Source organism: Proteiniphilum sp. UBA5384 (assembly GCF_002410825.1).
Taxonomy (GTDB): domain Bacteria; phylum Bacteroidota; class Bacteroidia; order Bacteroidales; family Dysgonomonadaceae; genus Proteiniphilum.
Genome location: NZ_DHOS01000052.1, coordinates 92,759 through 105,740, shown reverse-complemented (window position 1 = coordinate 105,740; position 12,982 = coordinate 92,759). Strand labels below are relative to the sequence as shown.

Genomic DNA, 12,982 nt, shown 5'->3' with positions numbered 1-12,982 from the left:
CACATCCTGGAAATAACGGTCTTTCGAACCTTGCTGCATGGCAGAGAGAGAACCCATGCCACGGTAAGACTTAAACTTACGACCATTAAAGATAATAGTTTCACCCGGCGATTCTTCCGTACCGGCAAGCAATGATCCCATCATTACCGAAGAGCCCCCTGCTGCCAACGCTTTCACTATATCTCCCGAATAGCGCAACCCTCCATCTGCAATCAGGGGAACTCCCGTACCTTTCAAGGCAGTTCCCACTTCATAAATAGCCGATAACTGGGGCACTCCAACCCCGGCGATTACACGAGTGGTACAAATCGATCCCGGACCGATACCTACCTTTACCGCATCGGCGCCGGCATCGACTAAAAACCGGGCTGCATCGGCGGTAGCGATATTACCTACGACCACGTCAATATCGGGGAAGGTCTTCTTTACCAATCGAAGCATCTCTCCCACCCCTTTGGAATGTCCATGCGCGGTATCTATTACAATCGCATCCACACCTGCTTCAATGAGTGCGGTGGCACGCTCAATCGAATCCTGTGTCACACCGATCCCTGCAGCCACACGCAGCCTTCCCTGTGCATCTTTACAAGCAAACGGCTTATCCTTTGCTTTAGTGATATCTTTATAAGTAATCAAGCCAATCAACTTATTGTTGGAGTCGACCACTGGTAATTTCTCAATCTTATGCTGCTGCAGGATTTCCGCGGCATCTTCGAGATTGGAGGTCTGATGGGTAGTAACAAGATTTTCCTTCGTCATCACATCCCTGATCTGCTTCTCCATCGACTTCTCGAAGCGGAGATCACGGTTGGTGACTATACCCACCAGACTATTGTCGCTATCCACCACAGGAATTCCTCCTATCTTGAACTCCGACATCATGGCCAATGCGTCTGCCACTTTTTTATCAGGCGTAATACTGATAGGATTCAGAATCATACCATTCTCCGCACGTTTTACTGCCCGTACCTGCTTGGCCTGTTGTGCAATACTCATATTCTTATGGATCACACCAATGCCTCCTTCCCGGGCGATGGCAATAGCCATCGTGGTCTCGGTAACCGTATCCATGGCAGCCGACACCATGGGAATATTAAGCGATATATTTCTGGAAAACTGCGTAGAGAGATCTACATTCTTGGGGAGTACCTCCGAATAAGCGGGGACTAACAAAAGGTCGTCAAACGTCAACCCTTCCATAATAATTTTATCTGCAATAAATGACATAAGTTTTCACTCTAAATTTTTATTGCATACAAAAGTAAGTATTTTTCACGAACTAATCCGGTTATGAATGTTAATTTTCATGACAATCTGTCTTAATTTCCCGAAACGAATAATGAACTACTTAACCATACCTGGAGTAATCCTTTTTCCTTGCGTATCTATAAAGGAAAAGGTCCGCCACCGTATATAAAATACATCGTGGTGGATCGATTTATTGTAAAATACCCAGATTTTTAAATACCTGGGTAATATGTTCCACTGAATAGTCGATCTGTTTCCTTGTATGGGTTGCCATCAGAGAGTAACGGATAAGCGTATCGCCCGGAGAGACTGCCGGAGAGACTACCGGATTGACAAATATTCCTTCTTCAAATAAAAGTTTGGTCACGAGAAACGTTTTGTCGTTATCCCGCACATAAAGCGGCAAGATAGGAGTTGCGGTGGGGCCTAGCTCAAAGCCTCTCTCCTTAAATTGGTTGATCGCATAGTGAGTAAGTTCCCACAGATTCTTCACCCGTTCGGGCTCTGCCTTCAGGATGTCCAGTGCAGCTGATGCGGCTGCAGTGGCAGCAGGAGTAATACTCGCACTGAATATATTTGTACGGGCATTGTGACGAAGATAGTTGATAACAGGATAATCACCTGCTACAAAACCTCCGATAGATGCCAATGATTTACTAAAGGTCCCCATCACCAAATCTACATCATTGAGCAATCCAAAATGATCACACACCCCCCGGCCGGTGTATTTATGTCCCAACACTCCTAAACTATGCGCCTCATCCACCATGATACTGGCATTATACTTCTTCGCCAGCCTCACGATCTCGGGCAGATTGGCCAAATCCCCTTCCATACTGAATACGCCATCCACCACAATCAGCTTCACCTTTCCCTGGTCACAACGCTTCAACTGCTTCTCCAAATGCGCCATATCATTATGCCGGAATTTGAATTTCGTGGAGTAAGAAGTACGAAGGCCTTCTATGATAGATGCATGGTCCCTTTCATCCCAGATGATAAAGTCTTCCCTGCCGGTGAGACACCCCAATACCCCTTCGTTGACAGTGAAGCCGGTAGAAAAAACTATAGCTTCATCCTTATTCATAAAGTTAGCCAGTTTCCGTTCCAACTCGATATGAATATCAAGGGTTCCGTTCAGGAAACGTGAACCTGCCATTCCGGTTCCATATTTTTTGGTAGCTGCGATAGCCGCTTCTTTTACTTTCGGATGATTAGTCAACCCCAGATAAGCATTCGAGCCAAACATCAACACTTTTTTGCCGTTAATGATTACCTCGGTATCCTGGTCGCTTTCAATAGCCCGGAAATAGGGGTAGATGCCCGCTGCTTTTGCCCGCTGCGGCGCATCATATTTCATCATTTTTTCCCTTAAAAGATTCATCTGAAAAAAGTTTAAAGAATATGCAAACCATACACTCCCTTCGCACCTCTCCCAAACTCAAATAAGCTTGTTTCCGGATATGGTATGTGTCAATTGCAATATATGGAATGCGCCGCCAAATACCTGCTTTTATAAAACGCATTCAATTTGCAAAGATAGCAATTAATTTAAAATCCCAGAAGTAAGGTTAATATTTGCTCCTCTTTTTATTTAGCTCGATAAACCTTTTACAAAAAAAAGGCTCAAACTCCAAAATTTTATTTTACTTTTACCCTGTTAAGTACAAAGCAAAATGATGGATAACAAATATAAGAAACTGATCAAGTGCATACTGCTGGATGCCGTGGGCATGTTTTCTATAGTAATTCCGGTTGTAGGCCCGTTTCTGGATGTGATATGGGCACCCATAGCCGCCTCTGTCAGTTACAAGATGTTCGGGGAGAAAAGAGGGAAATATACCTCCCTTATCACTTTTATCGAAGAGCTATTACCTGCTACCGATGTGATACCATCCTTTACGATCTTCTGGTTCTTATTCGATTTCCTGGGTATCGGAAAAGAAACACAAAAAATAACTATATGAATTATAAAAAAAATTTTATTGCTATCACTGCGATATGCCTATTGCTTTCCTGTTCTCCCGGAGCATCAACCGAAAAGGGGAATTCCCTGTTGTGGAAAATATCGGGAAACGGACTGGAGCAGCCTTCCTATCTTTTCGGAACCCACCACCTTGTCCCTGTCTCCTTTCTTGACAGCATTCCCGGAATCAAAGAGGTTTTCAACGAGACGGAACAAACGGTGGGTGAACTCGATATGGGCAATCTGACAGAAATGCAGATGAAAATCATGAGCGAAGCCATGATGCCACCGGGAGTAACTTATGCGACATTGCTTTCGTCCGAAGATGCTGTGCTGCTGGACAGTATGCTCCGGGCGGTAATAGGCGTCGGGCTCGACCAATTGGAACAACTCAAACCGGCCATGCTGTCGAACCTGATCTCCATCTCCCTTTATCAACAATATTACCCGTCGGTAGCTTCTACTCAGAATATCGACTATTACTTTCAGGAAGAGGCCCTCAATCGTTCACGTCCCGTAGTGGGATTGGAAACGGCTGAGGACCAGATCGAAGTATTGCTGAATTCACAGTCACCGGAGCGTCAGGTGGAACTGTTAATCTGTATGGTAAAACATCCTGAGATGTTAAAAGAGCAAATGGATAAACTGCAGATTGCCTATCATGCTCAGGATATCCATGCCCTCCGTGAATTATATGAAGAGGAAACTCCGGATGATCCCTGCCCTTCCACGGACGAGGAAAAGAATCTGCTGAATGGTAACCGTAACCGGACATGGTTAGAAAAACTGCCGGCTATCATGAAAGAAAAATCCTCTTTTATTGCCGTCGGCTGCCTGCATCTTCCGGGTGAGGAAGGGCTGATTGAAGGATTACGTAAGCAGGGCTATAATGTGGAGACGGTCACCCCATAAGTAAGCGCCGCGTTCAGTAATAGGCACATCCGGTCATCTTTTCTCCAGCAGTACCACATTCTCCACGTGATGCGTGTGGGGGAACATATCTACCGGTTGTATCTGTGTGACCCTGTACTTACTGTAAAGCAAGCTGAGGTCCCGTGCCTGTGTGGCCGGATTACAACTCACATACACAATCCGTTCCGGTGCAGCAAGAAGAATTACACCAATCACATCATTATGCATGCCGGCACGGGGCGGATCGGTGATAATCACATCGGGATGCCCGTGTTGGATAATAAAATCGGCAGTAAGTATATCTTTCATATCCCCCGCAAAAAAAAGCGTATTGTCAATTCCATTCAGGCGGGAATTCTCCTGTGCATCCAGAATAGCTTCCGGCACATATTCTATTCCGACAACTTTTTTGGCATTCCCCGCCACGAAGTTGGCTATACTTCCGGTACCGGTATATAGATCATACACCGTCTCCCGTCCCGACAATCGAGCAAAGTCACGGGCTACTTTATACAAGTTATAAGCCTGTTCGCTATTTGTCTGGAAAAACGATTTGGGACCGATCTTGAACTTCAGGCCCTCCATTTCCTCATAGATATAATCACGGCCGCTCCAGGTGATCACCTCCTGATCGGTTATCGTATCGTTCGCTTTTTGGTTGACAATATAAAGCAATGAAGTGATCTGCGGAAATTTCCCGGCAATAAAATGCATCAAATTCTCCCTTCTCTCCCGGTCATCATCATAAAAGACCACAATCACCATCCATTCGCCAATAGAACTGTTACGGATAATAAGTGTACGCATCAGACCATTCTGGTTGCGCAGGTCGAAAAAAGGATAATCGTTTTCAAGGCAGAACTCCCGAACCACATTCCGGATCTGGTTGGAGAGATGATCTTGCAGCCAGCATTTATCAATATCCAACACTTTATCGAACATTCCCGGAATATGAAAACCCAGTGCATTCATATTATCGAATGTCTCACCGCCGGTAATTTGAGTTTCGGTCAGCCACTTCTTATTTGAAAAAGTAAATTCCAACTTATTCCGGTAGAAGGTAGAGCGTGGTGCACCCAATATGGGGTTAAAGCCCTCCAGTTCAATTTTCCCTATCCGCTCAAGATTATCTGCTACCTGTCGTTGTTTATGCTGTAATTGTACTTCATAAGGCAACATCTGCCATTTACAACCGCCGCAGACACCAAAATGGGCGCAAAAAGGTTCCGTCCTGTTTTCGGAATATTTTTCAAATCGCACGACTTTACCCTCAGCATAGCTATTCTTTTTCCGGGTTAGCTGGACATCTACCACATCTCCGGGTGCTGCGAAAGGGATAAAAACAGCCATGCCGTCTACCTTGGCAATCGCTTTACCCTCAGCGGCCACATCAGTAATCAATAGATTTTCCAATAAAGGAAGTTGTTTCCTTTTTCTCGTCATTTTTTCATTTATTTTGGAACACAAAGATAGCGAAAGGCGAGCGCACTCTTTCTTCCACAAAGATAAAAAAGTAATCCGGATGAAACGAGGGATTAAAAAAATAAAGAGGAGAACTAAATGTAGAAAATAAGTTACAAATATAGCGTAATAGCGATCTTCAGATTTAATTCAGAAATCATATCGTTATTTGTTTTCGGAAGGTGGAAAAGCGGTTAGAACCCTGAGTGACTTCTGATTTCTAACTTTCAGCTAAAATATGAAAATACTGATTATCGAAGATGAACCCTCTTCACAAGAATTAATCAAACGGACACTCGAAAGAGAGCGCGTCATACACAAATGTATGACACGCTCTCTTGTATGATTGATCGCCGCATACAATCAACACTTATATCAATCCAATGACTTGATCATATCTTCGGGACGTACCCATTTGTCGAAATCTTCTGCGGAGACATATCCCAAACGAACGGCTTCTTCTTTAAGTGTCGTACCATTCTTATGGGCTGCATTGGCTATTTCAGCAGCTTTATAATAACCGATTTTGGTATTCAACGCTGTCACCAGCATCAATGAATTGTTAAGCAACTCCTTGATGCGTGGTTTGTTCGGCTCGATACCCGACACACAATGAATATCGAACGATACAGCAGCATCACCCAGCAATTGTGCACTCTGCAGGAAGTTGGCAGCCATCACCGGCTTGAACACGTTTAGTTCGAAATGGCCTTGCATACCGCCCACGGCAATAGCCATATCATTACCAATCACCTGGGCACATACCATGGTAAGTGCTTCGCATTGGGTGGGATTCACTTTTCCGGGCATAATAGACGATCCCGGTTCGTTGGCGGGAATGATAATCTCACCGATACCACTTCTCGGACCTGAGGCCAGCAGACGGATATCATTGGCGATTTTATTGAGTGAGACGGCTACCTGTTTCAATGCCCCGTGTGTTTCTACCACCGCATCATGAGAAGCAAGCGCTTCAAATTTATTCGGTGCCGTTATAAATGGAAGACCGGTAAATTCGGAAATATAGCGTGCCACCGTTACATCGTAGTTCTTGGGAGTATTCAATCCCGTTCCCACGGCAGTTCCTCCGAGAGCAAGTTCAGCCAGGTGCGGCAATGTATGTTCAATAGCCTTAATGCCATATTCCACCTGAGCTGCATACCCGCTGAATTCCTGTCCCAAAGTAAGAGGTGTAGCATCCATAAGGTGGGTGCGCCCGATCTTCACCACATCCTCCATTTCTTTTGATTTGGCAGCCAGCGCTTTTTGTAATTGGCGCAATCCCGGAAGCGTTACTTCCACGATCTTCTTGTAGCAAGCGATATGCATGCCGGTGGGGAAAGTATCGTTCGACGATTGCGACTTGTTCACATCATCGTTGGGTTGCAAGGTTTTTTCACCCTCTCCGATTGTTTTTCCGGCCAGTTGGTGAGCGCGATTGGCGATCACCTCGTTCACATTCATATTGCTCTGCGTTCCCGAACCTGTCTGCCAGATAACCAACGGGAACTGGTTGTCGAGTTTACCCTCGAGGATCTCATCGCATACCTGCGCAATATAATCACGTTTCTCTTTTGATAATACGCCCAGTTCATGGTTGGCGTACGCAGCTCCTTTTTTCAGGTAAGCAAACCCGTAAATGATTTCCTTTGGCATGGAAGCGGGAGTCCCAATCTTGAAATTGTTACGCGAACGCTCGGTCTGTGCTCCCCATAGCTTGTCTGCAGGGACCTGTACCTCGCCTAATGTATCCTTCTCAATTCTGTAATCCATAAATTCCTGATTTTAATTTATATATAATTTTCAATATTGTATTATTAATAGCATGCCTTGTATATTTAACATTCCCCGGTTCCCGAAAAAGCGATCGAATAGCCTAACCGCAATATGTTTGCAAAAATACAAAGAAAAAACGGCATTGAGAAACATACCCGTTCGGAAAATATGGACTAAAGTATCAGCCATGAGTTATTATTTAGAAACAATATAAATAAACCGCCAAAAAACACTTATCTTTGTAAACTCAACAAAGAATTCAATCATCAATGCGTCTTTCAGAACTACAAACAGGACAAAAAGCATACATCGTAAAAGTAAATGGCAGCGGGGCTTTCAGGAAACGCCTACTGGAAATGGGGTTTGTGCGTGGAGAGGAAGTCAAATCAATACTGAACGCTCCGTTAAAAGATCCCATCAAGTATGAGATCATGGAATATGAGGTGTCTTTACGCCGAAGCGAGGCGGTGATGATTGAAATATCAATGCTGGCGGAAGATGCGTGGTACGATACCCAATACAGGAGGGGACAAGCAGAAGAAAAGGATATCCTGCAAGACGAGGCAGCTGACCACGACAACGCAACAGCACCCATCATACTGCACCACAAAAATGAAAGCCGCCATACCGATAAAAAAATAAAGGTGGCCCTACTGGGTAATCCCAATTCCGGAAAGACCACTCTTTTTAACCTAGCATCGGGAGCACATGAGCATGTGGGTAACTATGGCGGTGTGACGGTCAATTCAAAAGAAGGTACCTTGCGGCATAAGGGCTACGAATTCACGCTGGTAGACCTGCCCGGTACCTATTCACTGTCGGCCTACACCCCTGAAGAATTATACGTACGGAAGCACCTTCTTGAAGAAGAACCGGACGTGATTGTGAACGTAGTATCGGCATCGGCAGCAGAACGAAACCTGTACCTCACCACAGAACTTATCGACCTGCAAGTGCCGTTAGTGATCGCGTTGAATATGTACGACGAACTGGAAGAGAGCGGCCGCACATTCGATTATGAAACATTCGGATTGTTGATCAATACTCCCATTGTACCCACCGTAGGGAAAAGGGGCGAAGGCATCCCTCAACTGCTTGAAAAAGTGATTGAGGTTTATCAACAGGAAGAGTCTGATTACGTGCAAATCCCCTATGGAAGGGTAGTAGAGAAATCGATCGGCATTATGGAAAGGGAATTCAAAAACGTGGATCCTGCCCTATATGCTGCATGGGACATGCCACTACGGTATATCTGCGTCAAGCTGTTAGAAGGGGATAAAGATATTGAGAAACGGGTCCGCACCTTGCCCCGGCAAGAGGAGATCTTCAGTCGAAGGGATAAGGAACGTGCTTATATAGAGAGGTTACTCCGTGAAGATCCCGAGTCGGCCTTCACTAACGCCCGTTATGGCTTTATCGCAGGCGGCTTAAAAGAAACACTTACCGAAAAGACCCAATCTTCCGAAAAAACAAAATTACTAGATGCTATCGTCACCCATAAATTCATCGGATTCCCTCTCTTTTTCCTGTTCTTATGGATCATGTTCGAAGCCACTTTCCGGTTGGGGAACTACCCGATGGAAGGGATCGAGTGGCTGGTGGAGCAATTGGGCAACCTCGTAAGGGACAACATGCAGGAAGGTCCTTTGAAAGCATTGATCGTAGATGGAATCATTGGCGGCGTTGGCGGCGTCATTGTCTTTCTTCCCAATATTGTCATATTATATCTCTTTATTGCTTTTATGGAAGACTCGGGTTATATGGCCCGGGCAGCTTTCATTATGGACAAGCTGATGCATCGGATTGGCCTGCACGGGAAATCGTTCATCCCCCTCATTATGGGTTTTGGCTGTAACGTACCGGCCATCATGGCTACCCGCACCATTGAGAGCAGGAGCAGCCGAATGATTACCATGTTCATTGTGCCTTTCATGTCGTGTAGTGCGCGGTTGCCGGTCTACCTCCTTTTTGTCAGTGCTTTTGTACCCAAATATGGGAGCCTGGTGATGCTGGGACTATATGCCTTTGGCATTCTGATAGCCGCACTTACGGCAAAGATACTCCGTAAAACGGCCTTCAAAGAAGACGAGACCCCTTTTGTAATGGAACTTCCTCCTTACCGCATGCCCACCGGCAAATCGATCATTATCCACATGTGGGACCGGTCGAGCCAATACCTGCGTAAGATGGGAGGCCCCATCCTGATTGCCTCCATTGTGATCTGGTTCTTGGGCTATTTCCCCCGGAATACAGAAAGGGATGCCACCTTCGACCATGAGATCGCCTTGGTAGACACGCAATACGACAATAACGAAATAAGTGGCGATGAGAGAGAAGATGCCATCACTGAGATAGAACACCTTCGCAATACCACCCATCAGGAGAACTCCTATATCGGGTATATTGGCAAATTTATCGAGCCGGTGATGCGTCCGCTCGGATTCGACTGGAAGATATCGGTGAGTCTGTTGTCGGGAATGGCTGCTAAAGAAATCGTCATCAGCACCATGGGAGTTCTTTATACCGGCGACAGTGACGATCAGCAGTCGTTACAATACCGGCTGAAAACAGAGTCTTATCCCGACGGATCACCTGTCTTCACCCCACTCGTAGTGGCAGGATTTTTACTTTTCGTACTGATTTACTTCCCTTGTATAGCAACTGTGGTAGCTATCAAGGAGGAGTCCCACTCATGGAGATGGGCACTCTTCAGCATGCTCTATTCCACAGGCCTCGCCTGGTTAGTGGCATTTCTGACATATCAGATTGGAAACTTATTGATTTAAAAACTTTTTGCCCATTCCACTGTTATAAAAATATGGATTTGCAACTGTTTATCGTTATCATCATCGGCATCGTCGTGGGGATCGTCCTCGCACGGGGGGTCTATCGTTTCTTTTTCATCAAAAAGGATCACTCTATCTGTGGCAGCTGTCCGGGATGCACAATCCCAAAGAAGCAAGATGCTACGACCGAATCTAGATGAATGGCTTATCCGCATAGACCGGATATTATCAAAAGACACTTCGTCCCGGCACTATCCGAAAAATTGAATCGGGCATTCACCGTTTTGCCAATGAATTAAGCCAAGTAAATTTCGACCGATAATACCGGTACACTAAAAAATCCCCAAAAGCAGTTTTGCTTTCAGGGATTTCCTACAAATCTTAATTTACTGTGCGGCCGAAGGGACTCGAACCCCCACGCCTCTCGGCACTAGATCCTAAGTCTAGCGCGGCTACCAATTACGCCACGGCCGCAAGAGCGAAGTGCAAAGATACGATTTATTTTACTTCCAGATGTTTTTCATATCATTTTTTTTGGGGAGGGTACCCTCTGCTATCTTCTCTTTCGTCAGGAAAGACAGAATTTCGGGGATCCTCTCCATGTATAATAGCCTCTATTACTTTTGGAAAGCAGGCATATTCCAACGCATGTACCTTTCGTGCCACTTCTTCAGGAGTATCTCCAGCTACCTTACAGGTCGCCTGAAAAATAATATCTCCCTCGTCATAATGCTCATCAATATAATGAATAGTGATGCCCGACACTTTCTCTCCCGCCTCCACAACCGCCTGATGCACCCGATCGCCATACATCCCCTTGCCGCCGAATTTGGGCAACAAGGCCGGATGAATGTTGATAATCCTGGAGGGATAAGTAGCAAGAAACGGATGTGATATTTTCAATAAAAAGCCCGCCAATACAATATAGTCTACGCTAAATGAACGCAGTAAATCTATTATTCCCGAGCCCTCATCGAACTCAGCCTTGGTGAAAGTAAAGGAAGGGATTCCTAGCCGACTGGCACGTTCATGCACATACGCATCTCTCTTATTAGAAATGATAAGAGGGATGGATATATCTTCTTTTCCGGAAAAATAGCGGACAATATTCTCTGCATTACTTCCGCTTCCCGATGCAAACAACGCGATATGAGTCATAAAAAGGTGTTTTTTTGCACAAAACAACGCCATTTGTGCACTTTTCTTGATTTTAATGGGCAAAAGTTTGCACAATTAGAGAAAAATTGTGTTACTTTGCAGCGCAAATTTAAGAATAAATTTTTTATTTATTAATTAATATCGAAAGTTATGTCTGAAGTAGCACAAAGAGTAAAATCGATTATCGTCGATAAATTAGGTGTTGAAGAAGTTGAAGTTACAGAAACTGCAAGCTTCACTAATGATTTGGGAGCTGACTCTCTTGATACGGTTGAATTGATCATGGAATTCGAAAAAGAATTCAACATCTCAATTCCTGACGATCAGGCAGAAAAAATCTCTACGGTTGGTGACGCCATTTCTTACGTAGAACAACACGCAAAATAATCCATTTTTATGGAGTTAAAAAGAGTAGTAGTAACAGGCCTGGGAGCGATTACCCCCCTTGGTAATGACGTGAAGACCACATGGGACAACGCATTGGCGGGTAAGAGTGGAGCCGGGCCTATTACTCATTTTGATGCATCGCTTTTCAAAACGCAGTTCGCCTGCGAAGTAAAAGATTTCGATCCGAGTGATCTGTTTGATCGCAAAGAGGCCAGAAAATACGACCGATACGCCCAGCTTGCCGTCCATGCAGCCAAAGAAGCGATGGAAGATTCGGGGCTCGATCTCGAAAAAGAGAACGTAGACCGTATCGGGGTTATTTTTTCTGCCGGAATCGGAGGAATCAGGACATTTGAAGAGGAAGTGGGTAATTATTATACCAGTATGGACAAAGGGCCTCGATTCAACCCCTTTTTCATTCCGAAAATGATAGCGGATATTGCTGCCGGCCATATCTCTATGATTTATGGACTGAGAGGTCCCAACTATGCAACCGTGTCGGCTTGTGCTTCCTCTACCAATGCTATTATCGACGCATTCAACCTTATTCGTCTGGGCAAGGCCAATGCCATTGTGACAGGTGGTGCCGAAGCAACAATCAGTCCCTCGGCAGTGGGAGGATTCAACGCCATGCACGCACTATCCACCCGCAACGACTCACCGCAAACAGCATCACGTCCTTTCAGCGCAAGCCGCGACGGGTTCGTGATCGGGGAAGGCGGGACAGGCCTCATCCTTGAGGAGTTGGAGCATGCACTGGCACGCGGGGCAAAGATTTATGCAGAGGTAGTAGGTGGAGGCATGTCAGCTGACGCACACCACATCACGGCTTCCCATCCCGAAGGGTTAGGAGCTAAACTGGTAATGCGAAATGCACTGGAAGATGCAGAAATAAATCCGGATGAGATCGATTACATCAACGTACACGGCACATCTACCCCTGTGGGTGATATCTCGGAAGTGAAAGCGATTCTCGATGTATTTGGTGAACATGCCTATAATTTGAACATCAGTTCTACCAAATCGATGACCGGTCACCTTTTGGGAGGAGCCGGCGCTCTCGAAGCGATGTTCACTATTCTGGCAATAAGGGATCAGATAGTTCCCCCGACCATCAACCATGAAGAAGGGGATAACGATCCGGAAATTGATTACAATCTGAATTTCACATTCAACAAAGCTCAAAAAAGGAAGATAAGAGCTGCGTTATCTAATACTTTTGGCTTTGGGGGACACAACGCAAGTGTAATTCTCAAGCAATTCAACAAATAGTGTGTTAAGAAGACTC

The 12,982-nt window shown here is 45.3% G+C and carries 11 protein-coding genes and 1 tRNA gene; 5 read left to right on the top strand and 7 right to left on the bottom strand.

The window, feature by feature from the left end; genetic code table 11:
- Both guaB and spt read right to left on the bottom strand, forming a co-directional pair.
- The coding region (gene guaB / locus B4G81_RS10215) for an IMP dehydrogenase (protein ID WP_294082170.1) at positions 1 to 1,227 on the bottom strand (1,227 nt) is incomplete at its 3' end.
- 211 nt (positions 1,228 to 1,438) lie between these two features.
- Positions 1,439 to 2,632, bottom strand: a complete 1,194-nt coding sequence (spt, locus tag B4G81_RS10210; RefSeq protein WP_294082169.1) for a serine palmitoyltransferase — start codon at positions 2,630 to 2,632, stop codon at positions 1,439 to 1,441.
- A 292-nt stretch (positions 2,633 to 2,924) separates the two neighbouring features.
- On the opposite strand from spt, the gene B4G81_RS10205 reads away from it, so the two are divergent.
- Positions 2,925 to 3,215: a hypothetical protein gene (locus B4G81_RS10205; protein WP_294082167.1), complete on the top strand. Its 291-nt coding sequence runs from the start codon at positions 2,925 to 2,927 to the stop codon at positions 3,213 to 3,215.
- Positions 3,212 to 4,126 carry a TraB/GumN family protein gene (locus tag B4G81_RS10200; protein ID WP_294082165.1) on the top strand — a complete coding sequence of 305 codons (915 nt, stop codon included), beginning with the start codon at positions 3,212 to 3,214 and terminating at the stop codon, positions 4,124 to 4,126. The genes B4G81_RS10205 and B4G81_RS10200 overlap by 4 nt, the downstream gene beginning before the upstream one ends.
- A 33-nt stretch (positions 4,127 to 4,159) precedes the next feature.
- On the opposite strand, the gene rlmD is transcribed toward B4G81_RS10200, so the two are convergent.
- Complete coding sequence (rlmD, locus tag B4G81_RS10195) at positions 4,160 to 5,569, bottom strand: 23S rRNA (uracil(1939)-C(5))-methyltransferase RlmD (protein ID WP_294082163.1); 1,410 nt, start codon at positions 5,567 to 5,569, stop codon at positions 4,160 to 4,162.
- Between the two features lie 393 nt (positions 5,570 to 5,962).
- Positions 5,963 to 7,360: a class II fumarate hydratase gene (gene fumC, locus B4G81_RS10190; RefSeq protein ID WP_294082161.1), complete on the bottom strand. Its 1,398-nt coding sequence runs from the start codon at positions 7,358 to 7,360 to the stop codon at positions 5,963 to 5,965.
- Positions 7,361 to 7,632: 272 nt separating this feature from the next.
- Here fumC and feoB point away from each other — a divergent pair, with 272 nt between their 5' ends.
- Positions 7,633 to 10,149, top strand: coding sequence for a ferrous iron transport protein B (feoB, locus tag B4G81_RS10185; RefSeq protein ID WP_294082159.1), 2,517 nt, complete (start codon positions 7,633 to 7,635; stop codon positions 10,147 to 10,149).
- Here feoB and B4G81_RS10180 read toward each other — a convergent pair.
- From B4G81_RS10180 to purN, 3 genes are all read right to left on the bottom strand, one after another.
- Positions 10,146 to 10,364, bottom strand: a complete 219-nt coding sequence (locus B4G81_RS10180; RefSeq protein WP_294082157.1) for a hypothetical protein — start codon at positions 10,362 to 10,364, stop codon at positions 10,146 to 10,148. The two genes, feoB and B4G81_RS10180, sit on opposite strands and share 4 nt — an antisense overlap.
- Before the next feature lie 177 nt (positions 10,365 to 10,541).
- A tRNA-Leu gene (locus B4G81_RS10175) sits at positions 10,542 to 10,623 on the bottom strand.
- A gap of 51 nt (positions 10,624 to 10,674) precedes the next feature.
- The gene (gene purN / locus B4G81_RS10170; RefSeq protein ID WP_294082155.1) at positions 10,675 to 11,307 is read right to left on the bottom strand and encodes a phosphoribosylglycinamide formyltransferase; all 633 of its coding nucleotides are present in this window, start codon (positions 11,305 to 11,307) and stop codon (positions 10,675 to 10,677) included.
- A 150-nt stretch (positions 11,308 to 11,457) separates the two neighbouring features.
- On the opposite strand from purN, the gene B4G81_RS10165 reads away from it, so the two are divergent.
- Together B4G81_RS10165 and fabF are read left to right on the top strand one after the other, a co-directional pair.
- Positions 11,458 to 11,694, top strand: coding sequence for an acyl carrier protein (locus tag B4G81_RS10165; RefSeq protein ID WP_019539373.1), 237 nt, complete (start codon positions 11,458 to 11,460; stop codon positions 11,692 to 11,694).
- Positions 11,695 to 11,703: 9 nt separating this feature from the next.
- The gene (gene fabF / locus B4G81_RS10160) at positions 11,704 to 12,966 is read left to right on the top strand and encodes a beta-ketoacyl-ACP synthase II (RefSeq protein WP_294082141.1); all 1,263 of its coding nucleotides are present in this window, start codon (positions 11,704 to 11,706) and stop codon (positions 12,964 to 12,966) included.
- Positions 12,967 to 12,982 lie beyond the last annotated feature (16 nt).

Bases quoted from the DNA above. Each gene is read 5' to 3' on its own strand.
- fumC (WP_294082161.1), bottom strand. From the start codon at position 7,360: ATGGATTACAGAATTGAGAAGGATACATTAGGCGAGGTACAGGTCCCT.
- rlmD (WP_294082163.1), bottom strand. From the start codon at position 5,569: ATGACGAGAAAAAGGAAACAACTTCCTTTATTGGAAAATCTATTGATT.
- B4G81_RS10200 (WP_294082165.1), top strand. From the start codon at position 3,212: ATGAATTATAAAAAAAATTTTATTGCTATCACTGCGATATGCCTATTG.
- B4G81_RS10180 (WP_294082157.1), bottom strand. From the start codon at position 10,364: ATGCGGATAAGCCATTCATCTAGATTCGGTCGTAGCATCTTGCTTCTT.
- fabF (WP_294082141.1), top strand. From the start codon at position 11,704: ATGGAGTTAAAAAGAGTAGTAGTAACAGGCCTGGGAGCGATTACCCCC.
- B4G81_RS10205 (WP_294082167.1), top strand. From the start codon at position 2,925: ATGATGGATAACAAATATAAGAAACTGATCAAGTGCATACTGCTGGAT.
- spt (WP_294082169.1), bottom strand. From the start codon at position 2,632: ATGAATCTTTTAAGGGAAAAAATGATGAAATATGATGCGCCGCAGCGG.
- feoB (WP_294082159.1), top strand. From the start codon at position 7,633: ATGCGTCTTTCAGAACTACAAACAGGACAAAAAGCATACATCGTAAAA.
- B4G81_RS10165 (WP_019539373.1), top strand. From the start codon at position 11,458: ATGTCTGAAGTAGCACAAAGAGTAAAATCGATTATCGTCGATAAATTA.
- purN (WP_294082155.1), bottom strand. From the start codon at position 11,307: ATGACTCATATCGCGTTGTTTGCATCGGGAAGCGGAAGTAATGCAGAG.